At 73.1% G+C, this 21,613-nt stretch carries 16 protein-coding genes; 7 read left to right on the top strand and 9 right to left on the bottom strand.

Annotated features, from left to right (window positions below; translation table 11 throughout):
• From AC3IX6_RS28395 to AC3IX6_RS28380, 4 genes are read left to right on the top strand one after another with little or no spacing between them, the layout of a single operon-like run.
• On the top strand, positions 1–1,677 hold the full coding sequence (locus AC3IX6_RS28395; RefSeq protein ID WP_489365789.1) for a FadD3 family acyl-CoA ligase: 1,677 nt from the start codon (positions 1–3) through the stop codon (positions 1,675–1,677).
• The gene (locus tag AC3IX6_RS28390; protein WP_489365787.1) at positions 1,674–2,873 is read left to right on the top strand and encodes an acyl-CoA dehydrogenase family protein; all 1,200 of its coding nucleotides are present in this window, start codon (positions 1,674–1,676) and stop codon (positions 2,871–2,873) included. The genes AC3IX6_RS28395 and AC3IX6_RS28390 overlap by 4 nt, the downstream gene beginning before the upstream one ends.
• Positions 2,874–2,925: 52 nt before the next feature.
• Complete coding sequence (locus AC3IX6_RS28385; protein ID WP_489365785.1) at positions 2,926–3,654, top strand: VWA domain-containing protein; 729 nt, start codon at positions 2,926–2,928, stop codon at positions 3,652–3,654.
• Positions 3,655–3,690: 36 nt separating this feature from the next.
• Positions 3,691–4,212 (top strand): pyridoxamine 5'-phosphate oxidase family protein, encoded by a 522-nt coding sequence (locus AC3IX6_RS28380; RefSeq protein WP_489365783.1) that lies wholly within the window; start codon positions 3,691–3,693, stop codon positions 4,210–4,212.
• Between the two features lie 6 nt (positions 4,213–4,218).
• Here the strand turns inward: AC3IX6_RS28380 and AC3IX6_RS28375 are convergent, their stop codons facing one another.
• The 4 genes from AC3IX6_RS28375 to AC3IX6_RS28360 form a co-directional block, all read right to left on the bottom strand.
• Entirely contained in the window at positions 4,219–5,688 is a 1,470-nt protein-coding gene (locus AC3IX6_RS28375; protein WP_489365781.1) for a DUF1906 domain-containing protein, read from the bottom strand.
• 192 nt (positions 5,689–5,880) lie between these two features.
• A complete protein-coding gene (locus tag AC3IX6_RS28370) occupies positions 5,881–6,984 on the bottom strand; it encodes a hypothetical protein (protein WP_489365779.1) in 1,104 nt (367 codons plus the stop codon).
• Entirely contained in the window at positions 6,981–7,187 is a 207-nt protein-coding gene (locus AC3IX6_RS28365; protein WP_489365777.1) for a hypothetical protein, read from the bottom strand. Before AC3IX6_RS28365 ends, AC3IX6_RS28370 begins: the two co-directional genes overlap by 4 nt.
• Before the next feature lie 153 nt (positions 7,188–7,340).
• Positions 7,341–8,246, bottom strand: coding sequence for a S41 family peptidase (locus AC3IX6_RS28360; RefSeq protein WP_489365775.1), 906 nt, complete (start codon positions 8,244–8,246; stop codon positions 7,341–7,343).
• Between the two features lie 57 nt (positions 8,247–8,303).
• Between AC3IX6_RS28360 and AC3IX6_RS28355 the strand changes: the two genes are divergently transcribed.
• The gene (locus AC3IX6_RS28355; RefSeq protein WP_489365773.1) at positions 8,304–8,819 is read left to right on the top strand and encodes an ArsR/SmtB family transcription factor; all 516 of its coding nucleotides are present in this window, start codon (positions 8,304–8,306) and stop codon (positions 8,817–8,819) included.
• On the opposite strand, the gene AC3IX6_RS28350 is transcribed toward AC3IX6_RS28355, so the two are convergent.
• From AC3IX6_RS28350 to AC3IX6_RS28340, 3 genes are all read right to left on the bottom strand, one after another.
• The gene (locus tag AC3IX6_RS28350; RefSeq protein WP_489365771.1) at positions 8,816–9,778 is read right to left on the bottom strand and encodes an FAD binding domain-containing protein; all 963 of its coding nucleotides are present in this window, start codon (positions 9,776–9,778) and stop codon (positions 8,816–8,818) included. The genes AC3IX6_RS28355 and AC3IX6_RS28350 overlap by 4 nt on opposite strands.
• The gene (locus AC3IX6_RS28345; protein WP_489365770.1) at positions 9,775–12,339 is read right to left on the bottom strand and encodes a molybdopterin-dependent oxidoreductase; all 2,565 of its coding nucleotides are present in this window, start codon (positions 12,337–12,339) and stop codon (positions 9,775–9,777) included. The genes AC3IX6_RS28350 and AC3IX6_RS28345 overlap by 4 nt, the downstream gene beginning before the upstream one ends.
• Before the next feature lie 123 nt (positions 12,340–12,462).
• Complete coding sequence (locus AC3IX6_RS28340) at positions 12,463–13,494, bottom strand: helix-turn-helix domain-containing protein (protein WP_489365768.1); 1,032 nt, start codon at positions 13,492–13,494, stop codon at positions 12,463–12,465.
• Between the two features lie 255 nt (positions 13,495–13,749).
• Here AC3IX6_RS28340 and AC3IX6_RS28335 point away from each other — a divergent pair, with 255 nt between their 5' ends.
• Together AC3IX6_RS28335 and AC3IX6_RS28330 are read left to right on the top strand one after the other, a co-directional pair.
• Complete coding sequence (locus tag AC3IX6_RS28335) at positions 13,750–14,523, top strand: hypothetical protein (protein ID WP_489365767.1); 774 nt, start codon at positions 13,750–13,752, stop codon at positions 14,521–14,523.
• Between the two features lie 227 nt (positions 14,524–14,750).
• On the top strand, positions 14,751–15,299 hold the full coding sequence (locus AC3IX6_RS28330) for a GntR family transcriptional regulator (RefSeq protein ID WP_489365765.1): 549 nt from the start codon (positions 14,751–14,753) through the stop codon (positions 15,297–15,299).
• Between the two features lie 301 nt (positions 15,300–15,600).
• Here the strand turns inward: AC3IX6_RS28330 and AC3IX6_RS28325 are convergent, their stop codons facing one another.
• Positions 15,601–17,061, bottom strand: a complete 1,461-nt coding sequence (locus tag AC3IX6_RS28325; protein WP_489365763.1) for a glutamate synthase subunit beta — start codon at positions 17,059–17,061, stop codon at positions 15,601–15,603.
• Positions 17,054–21,592, bottom strand: a complete 4,539-nt coding sequence (gltB, locus tag AC3IX6_RS28320; RefSeq protein ID WP_489371585.1) for a glutamate synthase large subunit — start codon at positions 21,590–21,592, stop codon at positions 17,054–17,056. Before gltB ends, AC3IX6_RS28325 begins: the two co-directional genes overlap by 8 nt.
• Positions 21,593–21,613: the final 21 nt, after the last annotated feature.

Here is a 21,613-nt window from a genome sequence, read left to right as displayed (position 1 = left end):
ATGCCACCACCCCCGCCTCAGCCCCAGCCACAGCCCCAGCCCCCGTTGCAGCCGCAGCCGCAATCGCAGCCGCCCGCCACGCTCGCCCGGCTCCCCGAGTACGCCGCCGCCGCGTACGGGGAGCGCGAGGCGCTCGCCGACGGAGAGGTCCGCTGGACCTTCGCCCGCCTCGCCGCCGAGATCTCCGCCGCCGCCCGCGCCGCCATCGCCCACGGCATCCGCCCCGGCGACCGGGTCGCGATCTGGGCCCCGAACAGCCGCCGGTGGATCACCGCCGCCCTCGGTGCGGTCGGCGCCGGAGCGGTCCTCGTACCGGTCAACACCCGCTACAAGCCCGCCGAGGCCGCCGACATCATCCGGCGCAGCGGCTCGCGCGTCCTGTTCACCGAGCGCGGGTTCCTCGGCACCGACTACGCCCGCGACCTGCACGCCTCCGGCGAGGACCTCGGGGCGCTCGCCTCGACCGTGATCCTGCGCGACGGACGCGAGGGGCACGAGGGGCACGAGGGGCACGGAGCAGGCGACGACGGTGCGGGTGTCTCCTGGGAGGCGTACCTGCGCGCCGGCGAGGAGGTCCCCGACGCGGAGCGCGCCGCGCGCGCGGCCGCCGTACGCCCCGAGGACCTCAGCGACATCCTCTACACCTCCGGCACCACCGGCCGCTCCAAGGGCGTCATGACCACCCACGGCCAGACCGTCCGGCTCTACGCCTCCTGGTCCGGCCTCGTCACCCTGCGCCCCGGCGACCGGTACCTGCTGGTCAACCCCTTCTTCCACACCTTCGGCTACAAGGCCGGGGTGCTCGCCTGCCTGCTGCGCGGGGTCACCATGCTCCCCGAGGCGGTCTACGACACCGACCGCATCCTGCATCGCATGGCCGCCGAGCGGGTCACCTGCCTGATGGGCCCGCCGACCGTCTTCCACGGCCTGATCCGCCACCCCGCGCGGGCCGCGCACGACCTGTCCGCGCTGCGGCTGGCCGGCACCGGAGCCGCCTCGGTGCCCACCTCCCTCGTCGAGGAGATCCGCACCGAACTGGGGGCGCCCGACGTGTTCACCGCGTACGGGCTCACCGAGTCCGGCGGGGTCGTGTCCGTCTGCCCCACCGACGCCGACGCCCGGACCCTCGCCCACACGGTGGGCCTCCCGCTGCCGGACACCGAGGTACGGATCACCGACCCGCTCGGCGCGCCGCTGCCCGCCGGGGAGCCGGGCGAGGTGCAGGTCCGCGGCTACCACGTCACCCCCGGCTACCTGGACGACCCGGCGAGCACCGCCGAAGCCGTCCTGCCCGGCGGCTGGCTGCGCACCGGGGACATCGGCGTGCTCGACGAGCGGGGCTACCTCGCCATCACCGACCGGCTGAAGGACATGTACGTGGTCGGCGGCTTCAACGCCTACCCGGCGGAGGTGGAGAACGTGCTGCTGACCCACCCCGCCATCACCGACGCGGCGGTCGTCGGCGCCCCCGACGAGCGGCTCGGCGAGGTCGGGGTGGCCTACGTCGTCACCACCGGGCCGGTCACCTCCGAGGAGCTGACCGCCTGGACCCGCGAACGGCTGGCCAACTTCAAGGTGCCGCGGCGGTTCACCCGGCTGGAAGAGCTCCCGCGCAACGCGGGCGGCAAGCTGCTGAAGACGGAGCTGCGCCGCACGGCGCGAGGGGAGACGGCGTGAGGCCGCTGGAGCTGACGCGCGAGCAGGAGGAACTCCGGGACGCGGTACGGGCGGTCCTGGCCCGCCACCCCGGCCACACGGCCTGGGCTCCGCTGACGGCGCAGATCGGCGCGGCCGCGCTGGCGGTCCCCGAGGAGTACGGCGGGCTGGGCTGCGGGCCGGCCGAAGTCGGGGTGGTCATGGCGGAACTGGGGCGCGCGCTGAGCCCCGTACCGTACCTGGGTTCGGCGGTGCTGACGGTGGGGGCGCTGCTCGCGTCCGGGGACCGGGCGGCCTGCGCGAAGCACCTGCCGCAGCTGGCGGAGGGCACGGTCGTGGGCGCCCTGGCCTGGGCGGAGGATCCGGGCGACGGACCGGCGCCCCGGAAGGCCGGCGCGGGCTCGCACGCGACCGGCGGGTCCGGCCCGGGAGCCGGGGCCGGCGGCCCTCGTGGGAGCTGGGAGGCCCACGAGCTCACGGCCCGGGCCGAGCCGACGGGCCCCAACTGGGTGCTCACGGGCACCAAGCGGTACGTCCTGGCCGGCCAGGCGGAGCCGTCCCTGCTGCTGGCCTTCGCCAGGATGGCCCCGGCCCCGGGCGCAGCCCGCGGACCCGGTACCGAGCCCGGCCGGGGCCATGGCCCGCTCGGGCTGTTCGAACTCCTCGCCGCGCCGACGGCCTTCACCGTACGGTCCACCATGGACCGCACCCGGCCCCTCGCGGAACTGACCCTGGACCGGACCCCGGCCCGGCTGCTCTCGGCCGACGGCGCCGGGGTCCTCGCCCGGGTCCGGGACCTGGCCTGCACGGCGCTCGCCGCCGAGCAGGCGGGCGCGGCGGCGCGGGCGCTGGAGGCGACGGTCCGGTACGCGAAGGAGCGGGTGCAGTTCGGGCGGCCCATCGGGTCCTTCCAGGCGGTCAAGCACCGGCTCGCCGACCTGCACACCGCGGTGGAGGGAGCCCGCTCCCTCGCCCTCGCGGCGGCCGCCGCCGACGCGGCCCCGGACCTGGCGGCCGCCGCCAAGTCGGCCTGCTCGGAGGCCTACGCGTACGTGGCGGGCGAGATGATCCAGCTGCACGGCGGCATCGGCATCACCTGGGAGCACGAGGCGCACGAGTACTTCAAGCGGGCCCACGGCTCGGCCCTGCTCTTCGGCTCCCCCGCCGCACACCGTGAACGGCTGGCGGCCCGGCTGGGGTTCCTCCCGGCCGGGTGACACGTCGGCGACCGGGGGCGTAGGGGCCGCGGGCTGTCGTACGCTCGGCCCCATGACGGGCAGCGCGATAGACCTCCGGAAGATCGAAGAGACCGCCCCGGCGCTGGTGAGCCTGTACAAGAGCGCCGGGACCTCGCTCCGCACCCACGGCCTGGAGGGCGGCCGGGCGGCCGTCTACCTGGTCCTCGACTACTCCGGCTCGATGCGCCCGTACTACGACGACGGCAGTGTGCAAGCCCTCGCCGACCGGGTGCTGGGGCTCTCCGCGCACCTGGACGACGACGCCCGCGTGCCGGTCGTGTTCTTCTCCACCGAGGTCGACGCGGTCGAGGAGATCTCCCTGGCCGGCCACGAGGGCCGGGTCACCGCGATCGCCGCCGGCCTCGGCCACATGGGCAAGACGGCCTACCACGCGGCGATGGACGCGGTGATCGACCACTACCTGGACTCGGGGTCCACCGTCCCCGCGCTCGTGGTCTTCCAGACGGACGGCGGTCCCATCAACAAGCTCGCCGCCGAGAAGTACCTGTGCAAGGCGGCCCGGCTGCCGCTCTTCTGGCAGTTCGTCGGCTTCGGGAACACACGCAGCTCGCAGTTCGACTTCCTGCGTCGGCTGGACGAACTGCCCGTCCCGCAGAAGCGGGTGGTGGACAACGCGGGCTACTTCCACGCCGGCCCCGACCCGCGGACCGTCGCGGACGCGGAGCTGTACGACCGGCTGGTCGGGGAGTTCCCGGCGTGGCTGGCGGCGGCCCGGGCGGCGGGAATCGTGCGCGCCTGAGCGGCGGGTGTGCGTACCTCGCGCTTTGATGGAGGAATGACGACGAACAACTGGGCCGTATTCGAAAAGGCGGAACCGGAATTCGCGGCGGCCGTCCAGGCCCGCTTCGCTCAGTTCCCGCACCACGTCCTGGCGACCCTGCGCAAGGACGGCTCCCCGCGCGCGACCGGACTGAACGTCGAGATCCGCGGCGGCGAGCTGTGGCTGGGCATGATGCCGGGTTCGATGAAGGGGAAGGACCTGCGGCGCGATCCCCGCTTCGCCCTGCACACCAACCCGGGCGCGGGCGAGACCATGCCCGACGGGGACGTGCGGATCGCCGGGCGCGCGGTGGAGATCGTGGAACAGCCCGAGCTCCACCGGTACGCGGAGGAGGCCGAGGAGAACGACACCCCGCACCCCTTCGACCTGTTCCGCGCCGAGCTGACCGAGGTGGTCCACGTCGGGGTCGAGGGCGACGACCTGGTGGTCCGCTCGTGGACCCCGGAGCACGGACTGCGCACCCTGCGCCGGGGCAATGACGACGAGCCGGCCCGCGAGGAGCCTGCGGCGGGCTGAGCGGAGCTAGACCCTGGCCGGGGTCTTCGCCGGGATGACGGCCGGCGCCTTCGCGGGCGTCTTGGCGGGTGCCTTGGCCGGGGAGCTGACCGGGACCTTGGCCGGAGACTTGGCCGCGGAGTTCGCCGGGACCTTGGACGGGGACTTGGTGGGAGCCTTCTGGGCCTTGCCCGGGACCTTCGGGGTCTTGCCCGGGACCTTCGGGGTCTTGCCCGGGGTCTGGGCGCCCACCTCCAGCCAGCTCCGGTCGATGTTGAGCGTCACGTCCCCGTACGTGGCGTCGTGGTCGCCCCGGAACTGGTGCGCGCGGCGGCCGCCCGTCCACTGGCCGGTCCCGGCGGGCAGGCCCAGATCGGCGTCGGTGACCGAGGCCGCGCCGTTCCAGCGGGCCACCCACAGCACGTCGGGCATGACGTCCGGGGCCTGGGCGTAGTGGGCGCTCAGTGCCTTGGCCCCGGAGCTCGCCGCGACGTAGGCGGCGGCCCCGTAGCCCAGTTCGTGCAGCCGGGCCGTCCAGGCCGTGAGGTAGGCGACGACCGGGGCGTCCCAGGTGGCCCGGTCCGTGTAGTTCTCCAGGTCGTTGTAGAGGACCGTGCCCTCGGCCATGCCCAGCGCCGCGGCCGCGTGGGCCGCGCCCTCGGCTTCGGCCCGGCCCTGGTCGTTGGCCTCGGAGGGGTCGGTGGAGAGCCCCGTCGAGGAGCTGTTCCAGGGCTGGGGTCCCACCCAGATCGGCATGAGGTGCCAGCCCGCCTCGGCCTGCCGGCTCACCCAGCCGGCGGTGAGCTGCGGTTGGGCGCAGGCGCGGGCGCGGCCGCCGATGTAGACGCCGACGGCGCCGAAGGGCGAGTCGGTGCGCCAGGCGTTCATGGTGCGCTGGGTGGGGGCCGTGCAGGCGTCGAAGCCCTCGCCGGTGAAGGGCGTCTGGACGGTGGTACGGGGACCCCCGCCGACCACGCCGACCGGATCGACGGGGACCGGGCCGGGGGCGGCCGGGGGTGTGAGGGCGCGGGCCCGGGTGAGGACCGCGCGGACGGCCTCGGGGGTGGATCCGTAGGAGACGGTGGCCATCACCCCGGCGCGGCGCAGGGCGTAGCGGATCTCGTTGCTGTCGCCCCGGACCTTGGGCAGGGGGTCGCCCTCGTCTCCTCCGACGGTGGGGATGTCGGCGCGCGGCGGGGCCCCGTCGAGCGGCTCCAGGTGCAGGGTGTCGGCGCGGGGGGCCGCGGCGCGGGCGGCTCCGCATTCGCCCTGGGCTCCGGCGTGCCCGAGGTAGAGGGTGGGCAGGTCGAGGCGCAGGCAGGCGTCGGGGTTGTGGTCGAGGTCGACGACCCGCCAGTCGGCGGGGACGGTGAGGCGCAGCCCGCGGTAGTCGACGGTGCGGCCGTCGGCGGGGCGGCCGTCGGCGGCCCCGAGGGGGACGGGGGCGAGCAGCGCGGCGCCCAGCAGGCAGCTCAACATCATGTGGGAGGGGAGCATGTGACCCACTGTTACCAGAAGGCCCGGGGGTTGACGCAGAGGCACGAGAGCCCGGGGTCACCTGTTGACGGGACGGCCGCACCGCACCGCGGGCAGTCCCCTCGCTCCCCCGCCCCCTGGCCGCCGAGCGCTGACCGGGAGGAGGACCGGGGCGACCACGCCCGTCCCCCCTCCCCCTCCCCCTCCGCTCTCCTACTCCTGCTCCTGCTCCTGCTCCTGCTCCTGGAAGGCCGGTAGGGCGAAGATCCGCTCCTTCCCCGCCTCCTCCATCAGCTCGACGAGCGGCAGCACCAGCTCCCACAGGTCCTGCTTGTCGACCTCGCGCACGAGCCCTTCGAGCTCCTCCTCGCCCAGCCCGGCGGCGGCATCGGCCACCACCTTGCGCGCCTCCTCGGGCAGTACGCCGACCAGCGGCAGGAAGGCGCCCCACAGCGCGGTCGCCACGACGGCCCGTACCACCCCGGCCAGCACGAGCGGGTCCCGCAGGGAATCCAGCCGGGCCACCGCGAGCCGGTCCTCCTCGCCGAGCAGCGCCACGAGCGGGAGCAGGGACTCCCACAGCCCCTCGGCGTGCGTGACCCGTACGAGCGAGTCGAGTTCGGCCGCGCCGAGGCGGGCGGTGAGTTCGGCGATCCGCAGCCGCTGGTCCCCGCCGACCATCGCGGCGACGCCGAGGGCCTCCTCCCAGAGCCCCTCGGCGGCAGCGGCCCGTACGACCGCGCCGAGGCGGTCGTCTCCCATGAGCTCCAGGATCCGGGGCAGCCGCTCGGGCAGGTCGACGTAGAAGCCGGCGCGCAGCACCGCCGCGTCGTCCACCTGGTCCAGGATCCGGCGGAGCACCTGGTCCCGCATGTGGCCGACGAACCGGCCCATGGTGAGGTGGTCGCGGTTCTCGGCGAGGGTGGTGGCGATGCGCACGACGAGCCCCTCGTCGAGCCGGTCGACGATCCCGGAGATCTTCCGGGGGTCCAGGTGTCCGCAGGCCTCGGCGGTGAAGGAGACGGGCAGCTTCTCGATGATGGCGGCGGCCCGGCCCGCCTCCAGTCGGCCGGCCACCCCGGCGGCCAGCCGGGGGCCGAGCGCCTTCTGCGAGATGGCGGCGGCCACGCCGGCCGGCACCAGCTTGGTCGCGGCGGCGATCCGGTCGAGCATCTCGGGTGCGCCGTCGTTCAGTACGCCGCTGACCTGCTCCCGGAAGGCCCGTACGTCCCCGTCCGGCAGCCCGCGCAGGAAGCCGAGCTCCCCGGCGTCCGCGCCCACCAGGCGGGCGATCTTCTCCACCTCGGCGCGGCTCACCGGAACAGCACCTTGCGCACGGCCCCGCGGGCGAGGGCCGGGACCAGCCCCAGCGCCTCCTCCGCGGCCTGGTTCAGGCCTTCGGCCTGGCGCGCCCGCTCCGCCTTGAGCGCCTCGGCGAGCCGCGCGAGCTCCCCGGCGTCCAGCTCCGCGAACGACGCGGGAGGCCGGGCGCCTCCCAACTCCCCACTCAAACGGCCCATTTCCTCATCTGTACGCACGGGACGACCTCCCACACAGAGACGACACGACGGCTCGCGTCGAGCGTGGGCCCGAATTGACTAATAGTCAATACTCGCGGGTAGGGGGAGGTGCCGCGCGCCGTGCCGGCGATGCCGGCGATGACCTGGACCGGGTCAGCCCGCCAGTCGGGCGAGGGCCAGCGCGTGCGCGCGGTCGAGGGAGTCGGCGGCAGCGCAGGGGACGTCCGGCTGGACACCGGCGCCCTCCCAGTTCGTGCCGGAGACGGGATTGACGGCGCGGCCGAAGGGGACGGTGACTTCCAGGTGCGGGTGCACCGTCCAGCCCTTGCAGGGGTGTGCGCCGCCGCGGGTGCGCTCGCCGACGACTACGGCGCGACCGAGCTGCTGGAGGTTGTAGGCCAGCTCTTCGGCGGCGGAGAAGGTGCTGTCGCTGGAGAGCACGTACAACGGCTTGCTGCCGCCGAAGCGCGCGCCGGGAACGTGCGGCAGGCTCCAGGACTGCTCCCTGCGCTCGCCGCCGCGCCAGTGCATGGTGTTGAGGTGGGTGCGTTCGTCGAGCAGGTAACCGCAGACGAAGGCGACCGTGTCCGGGTCGCCGCCCCGGTTGGCGCGAAGGTCGATGATCAGCGCCTGGGCGCGGGAGGCCAGGGTGAGCGCGGCTCCCAGCGGTTCGGCGGCCCACTCCAGGGGGAACAGCATCGGCGCCAGCTCCACCACGGCGACCCCTCCGTCGAGCAACTGCACCCGGGGCGCACCGCCGAGCGAGGTGTCGAAGTCCCGGCGCATGGCCTGCAGGGTGGCCGCGTCCTGCTTCGGGGGCACCGGGTCGGCGTGGTGCTTCAGCCGAAGGTGCCGGTCGCCGTTGACCGACTGCAGGTCTTCGGTGACCAGACGGGCGAGCTCCTCGGCGTCGTCGACCGCGTAGGCGCCCTCGGCGAGGCGTCGTTGCAGCAGGCCGGCGAGCTGCTCGGCTATCTCGGGGAAGACGTAGTGCTCCGTCAGGAGGCGGACCGTCTCGTCGATGACCGGGGCCGGCGGAAGCTTCGTTGAAGTCGTCATGGCAGGGAGTAGAGCACCGCTCTTGCGAAAGCGTCAAAGAGTTTGGACACTTTCGTCATGCGTGATCAGCCTCCCTGTCCGCCACCTCCCGAGGACGTCCTGGAGATCGGTACGCCCGAGCAGTTCGCGGCGCTCGCCCACCCGTTGCGTCAGCGGTTGCTCTTCGCCCTGGGCCACCGGCCCGCCTCCGTCAGGCAGCTCGCGGCGCAGCTCGAAGCGAAGAAGGGCACCGTGGCCCACCACCTCAAGGTGCTCCGCGAAGCCGGGCTGGTCCACATCGCCGAGACCCGCCGGGTCCGCGGCGGCACCGAGCAGTTCTACCAGCGCACGGCCCGCCGCATGGTCGTCGCCGAACCCCGAGCGGCGGGCACCGCCGCGATGCTCGCCGCGTTCGCCCAGGAGCTGGACCGCTCGCCCGCCGAGACCCACCTGACACTGCGCCACCTGCGTCTCGGCCCCGCGAAGGCGAGGGAACTCGGCGAGACCCTCGCCCAACTGGTCGACGAGGCCGAGGAGGACGCGGAAGACCAGCCCCTTCACGGCGTGTTGGTGGCGCTCTACCAGCAGCCCTAACCGGTGGAGGCGGGAGCGGCGGCCCGCTCCAGTACCTCCAGCACGGTGTCGCGGAACAGCGTGGCCTTGTAGCCGGTCTGCGGCAGCGGCCGGCAGCGGGCGAGCACCGTCGCGGCGGCGTCCGCGAGGACCCCGGGGGTGGCCTCCCGGCCGATCAGGGCGGCCTCCACCTCCGGCAGCCGCAGCGGAACCCGCGCCACCCCGCCCGCCGCCACGGCGGCGTGCGTGACCGTGGCGCCGTCGAGCGCGAGCCGGGCGGTGGCCTCGACCAGGGGCCATTCGCCGTGGGCCCGGCTGGTGGCCCGGTGGCAGGCGGCCCGTTCGCCGGGCAGGGGCGGCGGCAGCAGGACCGCGGTGAGGATGCGGTCCGGTGCCAGCAGGTGGTCGGCCCGGTGGAGCCGGTCGCCGTCCCCGTACAACTCGGCCACCGTGCGCGGTGATTCGCCGTGGACCTCGGCCCCGGCGTCGTAGGTGAGCAGGGCCATCGCGAGGGTCGACGGGTGCGGGGCGACGCACGGGCCCTCGCCGCTGACCACGCCGAAGTGGTGGTCGCCCTCGCGCGCGGGGCAGCCGGAGCCGCCCTTCTGGAGGCAGCTGAAGTGCGGATTGCGGTAGTACCAGCAGCGGTTGCGCTGGAGCAGATTGCCGCCCAGGGTTCCTGCGGCGCGGATCTGCGGGGTCGCCGCGGTCCCGGCCGACACGGCCAGGGCGGGCCAGCCGGAGCGCACCCGCGGATCGGTGGTCAGCGCGGCGAGCGTGGTCAGGGCGCCGATCCGCAGCCCGCCGCCGGGCAGCGGCGTACAGCCGCGCAGGCTGCCCGCCCCGTCGAGGTCGGTGAACGGGCCCGGGGCGATGCCGGAGCGCTGCCGGGCGGTGGTGTCGGTGCCGCCGGCGCGCAGTTCCCCGCCGCGCGCCAGGACGGCGGCCGAGAGGTCGGTGAGGGTGGGCTCGGTGCTCACGTGGCCAGTCCTTCCAGGAGCCGGTCGGGGCGGATGGGCATGTCGTACGGGCGCCAGCCGGTCGCGTCGTGGACCGCGTTGGCCAGGGCGGCCGCGGTGGGCAGGGTGGAGATCTCCCCGAGGCCGACTCCGCCGCCGGGGACGTGGGCGAAGCCCTCCTGATGGAAGTGGACGGTGATCTCGGGGGTGTCCGCGATGCCGGGGATGCGGTAGTCCTCCAGGTTGTCGGTCAGCACCCGGCCCGTGGCCGGGTCGGTGCGCCGCTCCTCGAACAGGGCGTAGCCGACGCCCTGGACGACGGCGCCCTCGCACTGGCTGCGGGCGAGGCGCTCCTCGTGGATGCGGCCCGCGGCGATGCCGCTCCACACCCGCAGCGGCCGGATCCGGCCGAGCCGGGTGTCCACCTCCACCTCGGCGACCTGCACCGATCCGGTGAAGCCGCGGCCGATCGCGATGCCGCCCATGGTCAGGTTGAGCGGGGTCACGTAGCCCCGGTGGTCGCGGGTGCGCCGGCCGGTGACCCGTACGCCGTGCGCAAGGCCCAACCGGGAGGCCACGTCGCCGTCACCGGCGCCGAGCGCCTCGCGCAGTCGCGCGCCGGCGTCCACGGCGGCGGGCACGATCGAGGGCGTGGTGCGGCTGCCGCCGGAGGTGGGGCCGTGGACGGCGTCGCTGTGCCCGACCTCGGCGCGCACCCTCTCCTCCGGTACGCCGAGTCCCGCGGCGACGGCCCGGCGCAGTACGGTGCGCGAGCCCGTGCCCATGTCCTGCACGGCGCAGCGGGCGACGACGGTCCCGTCCTCGACGGTGAGCTCGACCTCGGTGACGGGGTCGAGGAAGTACAGCCAGTTGGCCGCCGCGACGCCGACGCCCCGGCGGAAGCGTCCGGTGCCGCCGCGGGCGCCCGCCCAGGCCGGAAGGGCCGCGGCCAGGTCGTACAGCGCGTGGCGCTTCGGGTTGCCGTCCCAGCGGCGGCGCAGGGCGATGGGGTCCTGGCCGAGCCGGTGGGCCATCGCGTCGACGGCCTGTTCCAGGGCCCAGCACATCGTGGGTCCGCCGGGGCCTCGGAAGGGGGCGCCCGGGGGCCGGTGGGTGACGGTGTCGAAGTCCCGTAGCCGCCGCGGGGCCTTGCCGTACATGAACCGGGCCAGCGCGGCGACGGTGCCGCCCACCGAGACCCCGCCGTCGGTGTCCACGTCCATGGCCAGCGCGCTGAGTTCGCCCGCGGCGTCCGCGGCCATCGCCAGCCGGATCCGGGTGCCGGGCCGGTACCCGCCGTCGATGAGCTCCTCGTCCCGGTCCAGGACCACCCGCACCGGAGCCCCGTGCAGCCGGGCCAGCTCCACCGCGGCGACCACGTCGGAGGTCAGCCCCATCTTGCAGCCGAAGCCGCCGCCCACGTGGACGGCCCGGGCGACCACCCGGTCGAGGGGCACCCCGAAGCGCTCGGCGGCGAGTACGGCCACCTGCTTGACCGACTGCGTGGACACCTCCAGGTGGAGGGCGCCGTCGACCCACTCCGCCAGGCAGGCGTGCGGTTCGAGCGGGGTGTGGGTCTGGGCCGCGGTCGTGAACAGGCCCTCGACCACCCGCTCGGGGCTGTTCTTGCGGGCCTCCATGATCCGGCGCACGGCCGCGGCGGGCCGCTTGCTCATGGCGGACGGGCCCCGCTGGTTGCCGCGCCAGCGGGCGGGCGTCAGCTGCGGAGCCTCACCCGACCCGGGCGCCAGCTTCCGCGCCGCCTTGTCCTCGTAGACCAGCGGCCCCTCGCCGGCCCGCGCCCGGTCCACGTCGAGGGCGGCCGGCAGCACCTCGTACTCCACCGCGACCCGCTCGGCGGCCGCCCGCGCGGAGGCCCGGTCCGGCGCCGCGACCGCCGCCACGGGCTGCCCGACGTACCGCACCACCCCGTCGGGGGGCAGCATCGGCACCACCACCACGTCCCCGGCCTCCAGGGACCGTACGTACGCGTGCGCGTGCGGCGAGCGGATGATCACGCCCTCCAGCAGCCCCTCGGGCCGCTGATCGGTGGTGTACCGGGCCGACCCGTCGACCTTCTCCGGAGCCTCGGCGCGCGGAGCGGCTGCCGCCGTCTCCCCGTCGTACTCCCCCGCACAGGCCGCCGCCACGGCGCTGAAGATCCCCTCATAGGCGCCGCACCGGCACAGATGCCCCGCCAGCGCCTCCGCGATCTCCTCCCGCCCCGGCCTGCTCCGCCCGTGCGCGGCCCGCCACCGCTCGAAGAACGCGGCCGCCTCGACCACGAACCCGGGCGTGCAGTAACCGCACTGCAGGGCGTCCTCACCGGCGAAGGCACGCCCGACCGGGTGACCGGCCAGCCCCTCCACCGTCGTCACCCGCCGCCCGCCGAGCCGGGCCGCCGGCGTCAGACACGCCACCCGCGGCTCACCGTCGACCTGGATCGTGCACGCCCCGCACACCCCGCCGGCGCAGACCAGCTTGGTGCCCGTCAGCCCCAACTGCTCCCGCACCACCTCGACGGCGGCCGGATCACCGTCCACGTCCACCGCGCACGGGACGCCATTGACCTCGAACTCCACGGGAAGCACTCCTCAGCGTGGGCGGCGGCGACCCCCACACCCACCGGGCTCGCCTTCACCCCCTTGATAACCCGCCCCCACCCTCCCCGCAGCTCGGCACGCGCCCCGGGCCGCCGCGGGCGGCTACGACGCGGGAGCGGTGGAGGTCTCCGCGGAGGAGGCCGGGGACGTCACGGGTTCCGGGGTCACGGGTTTCGGGGTCACGGGTTCCGGGGTCACGGTGAAGATCTGCCTGGCGTCCTGGGCACACGGTTCGACCACGGCCTCCGTACCCGGCTCGGCGCCTCCGCCCTTGATGCCCACGCAGCCCTGCTCGTTGACCCGGATGCGATAGCCGCTCGCGTTCGCGATCCGCGCGGGCTCGAAGCGGAAGTGGCTGGCGAGGTCGCACCTGTCCCACGGCTCCAGCAGTTCGGCGCCCGCCCCCTGCCCGCGCAGTCGAAGGCATCCCGGTCCCAGCTCGGGCCGGTACCACTGGATGCGGTACGTGCCGACGCCCGCGTTCACCAGGGTCGTCTTCTGGGGCGCGGTCTCCTCGCACGGACGCTGTACGGCCACCAGGGAGTCGTAGCGGTGGTCCCGGACGACCCCGTCGCTCAGGCAGAGCCCCGGTGCCAGCGCCGGCCGGATCCACAGCGCGCTGCCGACGGGCAGCTGCGCCGACAGCGGTTCGCGCAGAGCCGACTTCGCCGGGGCGCCGGAGCCGGTGCGCGGCCACCCGGTGATGCCCGCGACCACGGCCGCTGCCGCCAGCACCCCGACGACCGCCCACACCATCAGGACGCGCCGGCGCCGCCCGGGCCGAGCGGGCGACTCCGCCGACGGCGGGACCGTCTGCTCGGTGAGAACGGCGGGACCGGCGGGACCGGCGGACGGCTGCGCGGCGATGCGGCTCCAGGCCCCGAGCCACTCATCGGCCCGCGCACCGTCGCCGCAGGCCCGTACGAAGTCCGAGAGGAGCTCGGGGCGCGGAAGCTTCTTTCCCGCCAGCACGTCGGCGAGCGTACTGCGGGCGAGCACCCCGCCCTGGTCGGCGGCGCGGCGTTCGAGCTGCCGGTAGGTCAGTCCGGAACGGCTCTTCAGCTCCCGGAGCAGAGCGATGAACGCGGCGGCGCTGTCGGCTCTTCCCGGTTCCAGGTCGTCGGCGGGGTCCATGGTGCACATGGTTCCCAGCCCGAGGCGCTGCCAGCTACAGCAGAACTGGCCATCTTCCCGGCCGGGTTGGCGCCCGCCCCACACCCCTGACCAGCCCGGACAGCCGTCCGGTGTCCGGGACATGAAGATCGCTGGACGCGGATTTCCAGTCGGGGTGATGGTCGGTCGGCGGGCACCCAGGCCTGGGCTCAGCCCCATGGGCCGGCCCACCACCCCGCACCACCCCCATCCGGTCCGACTTCGCGAGGTCATGCCATGACGACGCCATCCCCCATGCCCCCGGCACCCGTTCACCGCACGGAACGGCACCGCAGGACGCTCAAAGCCCTGGCCGTCCTGGCCGTGACGGCCGCCCTGACCCTCGGCGACCTCACCCTGGCGGGGGCGGCACAGGCCGCCACGCTCGGCGACGGCATAGCCGCGCAGGCACTCGGCCAGTACACGAGCGACAACGCCGAGGTCCGCAAGCGCAGGTACGAGGGCGCGGCCAACGGCGTCAACGCCAAGAACAACTGCAACTTCTACACGGGGTTCTGGACCGACCCGCGCAACCGTCGTTTCGACGGTACGAGCGCCCCGCGCACCGGCACCAACGGCGCCGCCTGCGGCAAGAGCAAGGGCTACGTCTACATCAACAACACCAAGACCTGGACCACGGTGAACTGGAAGTCCCGCGCCTGGTGCTCCGACTTCGCGAAGTACACGTGGTACTGGGGCGGCGCCAAGGTCACCGGCCTCAACGCCTCGGCAGCCTCCTTCCGCGACTACGGCCGCGCCAACGGCACCTGGCACACGCGCGCCCAGGTGGAGGCCGAGACGTACGTCCCCAAGAAGGGAGACGCCGTCAGCTACGACTGGAACGGGGACGGCGTCATCGACCACGTAGGCGTGCTGACCGCCTACAGCACCAGGTACAAGGCCTACTTCTCCGTCGAGGGGAACTCCAGCGACAGACTCACCTACAAGAACACCAAGCAGTCGGCGACATCCCGGTACGTGGTCGGCTACACCTCCCCCAAGCCCCTCTGACGGCCCCCGAACCCGCACACGGCTGGTCGGCGACGAACCCTCAGGAGGCACCATGAACGACACCGGATGGACCAGCACGCGAGCCACCGCACCTCGGACCGGGTAGCCCGCTGCTGCACGACGGGGCGACCCGGACCGCTGTCGTGCACCTCGATCGCCACGAGATCGCGCAGAGGTGTCGCTTAACGTGGGCACCGGCAGAGCGCGACGGACACTCAGGAGGCGGCGTGAGCAGCAACGGGTGGACCAGCACGTCGATGCCATACCTGACCCCTCGCACCGACGGGGCCTCGGACGCCTGGACCGCCGAAGCCAAGGCAGCAGGCCGTCGCGGCACGCAGCGCATCCTGCACGCCGGCGAGACCGACACCCCGGCCGAAGTGGCCCGCATGCTCGACCTTGCAACCGGGGAGACCTCCATCGTCCGCCGCCGGATCATCGAACTCGACGGCGAACCAACCGAATTGACCGACACCTATTACCCTGCCGACATCGCCGCAGGCACTCCGCTGGCCGGCACGGCAAAGATCCGAGGCGGTGCGGTGACCCTGCTGGCCGGGCTGGGACACATCGGCGTGCGGGCCGCAGAGAACGTGACGGCCCGGATGCCGGACCCCGAGGAACGGGAGCACCTGCGCCTCGGCCCCGTCGAGCCGGTCCTCCAACTCGCCCGGACCACCTACGACACATCGGGTCGGCCGATCCAGGCCGACGTGATGGTCATGCCTGCCGGACGCCAGCAGTTGCGGTACGAGATCGACATCGAGGTCGCATGACCCCGTCCAGTAACCCGCCGAGCTGGAGCTCCTACTACCCGCCGGAGCTCCAGTACGAGTTCACGCCCGAGACCTGATCGCCCCAGAACGCCACAGCGCCCGCCACCCCTGGTCGGGGACGTGGCGGGCGCTGTGTCAGAGTCCCGTACACCGTTGTACGGACCGTATGAGGGGTCCCGGCCGGGGCCGGGGGTACCGCGGAGACCTCAGCCGCCACACCACCGACGGCCGGAGGCCGGCGCAGCCGGGCGAAGCCCGGGAGGCCGCCTGCGGCCGAGCGGTGCGAGCACGGCGTCGAGAATCAGACGGTGATCGAGCGGTCCGTCGGCTTGACCGGGTACGGGAGGGCGCTGGTGCCGGTCAGGAAGCGGTCCACGCCGCGGGCGGCCGAGCGGCCTTCCGCGATGGCCCACACGATCAGCGACTGGCCGCGGCCGGCGTCGCCGGCGACGAAGACGCCGTCGACGTTGGTCGCGTAGGAGGCGTCGCGCTCGATGTTGCCGCGGGCGTCCATGGCCAGGCCGAACTGCGCCGTGAGGCCGTTCTCCTGGTCGGTGCCGGTGAAGCCCATCGCCAGGGTGACCAGCTGCGCGGGGAGGACGCGCTCGGTGCCGGGCTTCTGGACGAGCTTGCCGTCCTCGAAGGCGACCTCGACCAGGTGGAGGGCCTGGACGTTGCCGTCCTCGTCGCCCTCGAAGTGGGTGGTGGAGACGGAGTAGATCCGCTCGCCGCCCTCCTCGTGAGCAGAGGTGACCTTGTACAGCATGGGGAACGTCGGCCAGGGCTGGCCGGTCGGCCGGTCCTCGGACGGACGCGGCATGATCTCCAGCTGCGTGACCGAGGCCGCGCCCTGGCGGTGGGCGGTGCCCACGCAGTCCGCGCCGGTGTCGCCGCCGCCGATGACGACCACGTGCTTGCCCTCGGCCGTGATGGGGGGCGCCATGAAGTCGCCCTCCTGGACCTTGTTCGCGAGGGGGAGGTACTCCATCGCGAAGTGGATGCCGTTCAGATCGCGGCCCGGGACCGGGAGGTCGCGGGAGATCGTCGCGCCCGCCGCGATGACGACCGCGTCGAACCGCTTGCGCAGGTCGGTGGCGGTGATGTCGCGGCCGACCTCGACGCCGGTACGGAACTTGGTGCCCTCCGCGCGCATCTGCTCGATGCGGCGGTTGATGTGCACCTTCTCCATCTTGAACTCGGGGATGCCGTAGCGCAGCAGCCCGCCGATGCGGTCGGCGCGCTCGTACACCACCACGGTGTGACCGGCCCGGGTCAGCTGCTGGGCCGCGGCGAGACCCGCCGGGCCGGAGCCGATGACCGCGGCGGTCTTGCCCGACAGGCGCTCGGGCGCCTGCGGGGTGACGTCGCCGTTGTCCCACGCCTTGTCGATGATCGAGACTTCGACGTTCTTGATGGTGACGGCCGGCTGGTTGATGCCGAGCACGCACGCCGACTCGCAGGGAGCGGGGCACAGGCGGCCCGTGAACTCCGGGAAGTTGTTCGTCGCGTGCAGCCGCTCGGACGCCGCCGTCCAGTCCTCGCGGTACGCGAAGTCGTTCCACTCGGGGATCAGGTTCCCGAGCGGGCAGCCGTTGTGGCAGAACGGGATGCCGCAGTCCATGCAGCGGCCGGCCTGCTTGCTGATGATCGGCAGCAGCGAGCCCGGAACGTAGACCTCGTTCCAGTCCTTGAGGCGCTCGGCCACAGGACGGGTGCAGGCGGTCTCGCGCGGGGTGGTGAGGAAGCCCTTCGGGTCAGCCATTGGTCGCCGCCTCCATCATCTTCTCCGTGGTCTCGGACTCGGAGAGTCCGGCGAGCTCAGCGGCGTCCTTGGCGGCGAGCACTGCCTTGTACGTGGTCGGGATGATCTTGCTGAAGCGGGCCGCCGAGGCGGTCCAGTCGGCCAGGAGCTTCGCGGCCACGGTCGAGCCGGTCTCCTCCTCGTGGCGGCGCACCACATCGTGCAGCCACTGGGAGTCGGTGTCGGAAAGGGCTTCCAGCGCGCCCGTGTTGCCGACGTTGACGTTGGCCGGGTCCAGGTCGATGACGTACGCGACGCCGCCCGACATGCCCGCCGCGAAGTTGCGGCCCGTCTCGCCGAGGACGACCGCGGTGCCGCCGGTCATGTACTCGCAGCCGTGGTCGCCCACGCCTTCCGAGACGACCAGGGCGCCGGAGTTGCGGACGCAGAAGCGCTCGCCGGTGCGGCCGCGCAGGAACAGCTCGCCGCCGGTGGCGCCGTAGCCGATCGTGTTGCCCGCGATGGTCGAGTACTCGGCCAGGTGGTCGGCGCCGCGGTCGGGACGGACCACGACACGGCCGCCGGAGAGGCCCTTGCCGACGTAGTCGTTGGCGTCGCCCTCCAGGCGCAGCGTCACACCGCGCGGGAGGAAAGCGCCGAAGGACTGGCCTGCGGAACCGGTGAAGGTCAGGTCGATGGTGTTGTCGGGCAGGCCCGCGCCACCGAACTTCTTCGTGACCTCGTGGCCGAGCATGGTGCCGACCGTGCGGTTGATGTTGCGGATCGCGACCTGGGCGCGGACCGGCTGCGCGGTCTCGGCCGAGTCGGCGTTCAGCGCGTCGGCCGCGAGGCGGATGAGCTCGTTGTCGAGCGCCTTCTCCAGACCGTGGTCCTGCTCGATCACGGCGTGGCGGACCGCGCCCTCGGGCAGCTCCGGCACGTAGAAGAGCGGCTCCAGGTCGAGACCCTGCGCCTTCCAGTGCGTGACGGCCTTGCTGGTGTCGAGGAGCTCGGCGTGGCCGACGGCCTCCTCGATCGTGCGGAAGCCCAGCTCGGCGAGGAGCTCGCGCACCTCCTCCGCGATGAACTCGAAGAAGTTGACGACGAACTCGGGCTTGCCGGAGAAGCGGTCGCGCAGGACCGGGTTCTGGGTGGCGATGCCGACCGGGCAGGTGTCCAGGTGGCAGACGCGCATCATGACGCAGCCGGAGACGACGAGCGGCGCGGTCGCGAAACCGAACTCCTCGGCGCCGAGCAGCGCGGCGATGATGACGTCGCGGCCGGTCTTGAGCTGGCCGTCCGTCTGGACCACGATGCGGTCGCGCAGTCCGTTGAGCAGCAGGGTCTGCTGGGTCTCGGCGAGGCCGAGCTCCCAGGGACCGCCCGCGTGCTTCAGCGAGGTGAGCGGGGACGCACCCGTACCGCCGTCGTGGCCGGAGATGAGGACGACGTCCGCGTGGGCCTTGGAGACACCCGCGGCGACCGTACCCACGCCGACCTCGGAGACCAGCTTCACGTGGATGCGGGCGACCGGGTTGGCGTTCTTGAGGTCGTGGATCAGCTGAGCCAGGTCCTCGATGGAGTAGATGTCGTGGTGCGGCGGCGGGGAGATCAGGCCGACGCCCGGGGTGGAGTGCCGGGTCTTGGCGACCCACGGGTAGACCTTGTGGCCGGGCAGCTGGCCGCCCTCGCCAGGCTTGGCACCCTGCGCCATCTTGATCTGGATGTCGTCCGCGTTGACCAGGTACTCGCTCGTGACACCGAAGCGGCCGGAGGCGACCTGCTTGATGGAGGAGCGGCGCGCCGGGTCGTACAGGCGGTCCGGGTCCTCGCCGCCCTCACCGGTGTTGGACTTGGCGCCCAACTGGTTCATGGCGATGGCGAGGGTCTCGTGCGCCTCCTTGGAGATGGAGCCGTACGACATGGCGCCGGTGGAGAAGCGCTTGACGATGTCGGCGACCGACTCGACCTCGTCGATGGAGATGGCTTCGCGCTCGCTCTTGAAGCCGAACAGGCCGCGGAGCGTCATCAGGCGCTCGGACTGCTCGTTCACCCGGTCCGTGTACTGCTTGAAGATGTCGTACCGGCGGTTGCGCGTGGCGTGCTGCAGGCGGAAGACCGTGTCCGGGTCGAACAGGTGCGGCTCGCCCTCGCGGCGCCACTGGTACTCGCCGCCGATCTCCAGCGCGCGGTGCGTGGCCGCGATGCCGGAGGCCGGGTACGCCTTGGTGTGGCGCGCGGCCACCTCCTTGGCGATGACGTCCAGGCCGGCGCCGCCGATCTTGGTGGCGGTGCCCGCGAAGTACGCGGCGACGAACTCCTCGTTCAGGCCGACGGCCTCGAAGACCTGCGCGCCGCGGTAGGAGGCGACGGTGGAGATGCCCATCTTGGACATGACCTTCAGGACGCCCTTGCCGAGCGCGTAGATCAGGTTCTTGATGGCCTGCTCCGGCTCCAGGCCGGTCAGGAAGGTACCGGCGCGCAGGAGGTCCTCGACGGACTCCATGGCGAGGTACGGGTTGACCGCGGCGGCGCCGTAGCCGATGAGCAGCGCGACGTGGTGGACCTCGCGGACGTCGCCGGCCTCGATCAGCAGACCCACCTGGGTGCGCTGCTTGGTGGCGATGAGGTGGTGGTGCACGGCCGAGGTGAGCAGCAGCGACGGGATCGGCGCGTGCTCGGCGTCGGAGTGACGGTCCGAGAGGACGATCAGGTGCGCGCCGTTCTCGATGGCCGCGTCGACCTCGCCGCGGATCTCCTCGAGGCGGGCGGCCAGTGCCGCGCCGCCGCCCGAGACCCGGTACAGGCCCGAGAGGGTGGCGGCCTTCATGCCCGGCATGTCGCCGTCGGCGTTGACGTGGATGAGCTTGGCCAGCTCGTCGTTGTCGATCACCGGGAACGGCAGCGTGACGCTGCGGCAGGACGCCGCGGTCGGCTCCAGCAGGTTGCCCTGCGGGCCGAGCGAGGACAGCAGCGAGGTGACGAGCTCCTCGCGGATGGCGTCCAGCGGCGGGTTGGTGACCTGCGCGAAGAGCTGGGTGAAGTAGTCGAAGAGCAGCCGGGGGCGCTCGGACAGGGCCGCGATCGGGGAGTCCGTACCCATGGAGCCGAGGGGCTCGCCGGCGGTACGGGCCATCGGCGCGAGGATGACGCGGAGCTCTTCCTCGGTGTAGCCGAAGGTCTGCTGGCGGCGGGTGACCGAGGCGTGGGTGTGCACGATGTGCTCACGCTCGGGCAGGTCCGTCAGCTCGATCTCGCCCGTCTCCAGCCATTCGGCGTACGGGTGCTCGGCGGCCAGCGCGTCCTTGATCTCGTCGTCTTCGATGATCCGCTTCTGGGCGGTGTCGACGAGGAACATCTTGCCGGGCTGCAGGCGGCCCTTGCGGACGACCTTGGCCGGGTCGATGTCCAGGACGCCGACCTCGGAGGAGAGCACGACGAAGTCGTCGTCGGTGACCCAGTAGCGGCCGGGGCGCAGACCGTTGCGGTCGAGGACCGCGCCGACCTGGGTGCCGTCGGTGAAGGTGACGCAGGCGGGGCCGTCCCAGGGCTCCATCTGCGTGGAGTGGTACTTGTAGAACGCGCGGCGGGCCGGCGACATGGAGGTGTGGTTCTCCCACGCCTCCGGGATCATCATCAGCACGCTGTGCGGGAGGGACCGGCCGCCGAGGTGGAGCAGCTCCAGGACCTCGTCGAAGGAGGCCGAGTCGGAGGCGTCCGGGGTGCAGATCGGGAAGATGCGCTCGAGGGCGCCCTCGCCGAAGAGGCCGGAGGCCAGCTGGGACTCGCGGGCCCGCATCCAGTTCCGGTTGCCCTTGACCGTGTTGATCTCGCCGTTGTGCGCGACGAAGCGGTACGGGTGGGCCAGCGGCCACGACGGGAAGGTGTTCGTCGAGAACCGGGAGTGGACCAGGGCGATCGCGGAGGCGAAGCGGCGGTCGGAGAGGTCCGGGAAGAAGGGTTCGAGCTGGCCGGTGGTCAGCATGCCCTTGTAGACGATCGTGCGGGCGGAGAGCGACGGGAAGTAGACCCCGGCCTCGCGCTCGGCGCGCTTGCGCAGCACGAAGGCCTTGCGGTCCAGCTCGATGCCCGAGGTCCCGTTGCTGACGAACAGCTGCGAGAAGGCCGGCATGGTGGCGCGGGCGCCGTTGCCGAGCAGGTCGGGGGTGACCGGAACCTCGCGCCAGCCGAGAACCGTGAGGTTCTCCTCGGCGGCGATGGCCTCGATCTGCTCCACGGCGACGGCCTGTGCGGTGCCGTCGGCGGGGAGGAAGGCGATGCCGACGGCGTACGCGCCGGCCTCGGGGAGGTCGAATCCGGCCACCTCGCGCAGGAACGCGTCCGGGACCTGGGAGAGGATGCCGGCGCCGTCGCCCGAGTCGGGCTCGGATCCGGTGGCGCCTCGGTGCTCGAGGTTCCGCAATACGGTCAGCGCCTGCTCGACCAGCGTGTGGCTGGCCTCGCCGGTGAGGTTGGCCACAAAGCCGACGCCACAGGCGTCGTGCTCGTTGCGCGGGTCGTACATGCCCTGCTGGGCGGGGCGACCGTCCATGGGCGACCAGGCGGTGTTGCT

It is taken from the genome of Streptomyces sp. GL_141 (genome assembly GCF_057834385.1).
The sequence above is the reverse complement of the archived record's forward strand: the minus strand, read 5'-3'. Positions and strand labels throughout refer to the sequence as shown.

Bases quoted from the DNA above. Each gene is read 5' to 3' on its own strand.
- AC3IX6_RS28395 (WP_489365789.1), top strand. From the start codon at position 1: ATGCCACCACCCCCGCCTCAGCCCCAGCCACAGCCCCAGCCCCCGTTG.
- AC3IX6_RS28385 (WP_489365785.1), top strand. From the start codon at position 2,926: ATGACGGGCAGCGCGATAGACCTCCGGAAGATCGAAGAGACCGCCCCG.
- AC3IX6_RS28380 (WP_489365783.1), top strand. From the start codon at position 3,691: ATGACGACGAACAACTGGGCCGTATTCGAAAAGGCGGAACCGGAATTC.
- AC3IX6_RS28375 (WP_489365781.1), bottom strand. From the start codon at position 5,688: ATGCTCCCCTCCCACATGATGTTGAGCTGCCTGCTGGGCGCCGCGCTG.
- AC3IX6_RS28365 (WP_489365777.1), bottom strand. From the start codon at position 7,187: ATGGGCCGTTTGAGTGGGGAGTTGGGAGGCGCCCGGCCTCCCGCGTCG.
- AC3IX6_RS28360 (WP_489365775.1), bottom strand. From the start codon at position 8,246: ATGACGACTTCAACGAAGCTTCCGCCGGCCCCGGTCATCGACGAGACG.
- AC3IX6_RS28355 (WP_489365773.1), top strand. From the start codon at position 8,304: ATGCGTGATCAGCCTCCCTGTCCGCCACCTCCCGAGGACGTCCTGGAG.
- AC3IX6_RS28340 (WP_489365768.1), bottom strand. From the start codon at position 13,494: ATGGACCCCGCCGACGACCTGGAACCGGGAAGAGCCGACAGCGCCGCC.
- AC3IX6_RS28335 (WP_489365767.1), top strand. From the start codon at position 13,750: ATGACGACGCCATCCCCCATGCCCCCGGCACCCGTTCACCGCACGGAA.
- AC3IX6_RS28325 (WP_489365763.1), bottom strand. From the start codon at position 17,061: ATGGCTGACCCGAAGGGCTTCCTCACCACCCCGCGCGAGACCGCCTGC.
- gltB (WP_489371585.1), bottom strand. From the start codon at position 21,592: ATGGACGGTCGCCCCGCCCAGCAGGGCATGTACGACCCGCGCAACGAG.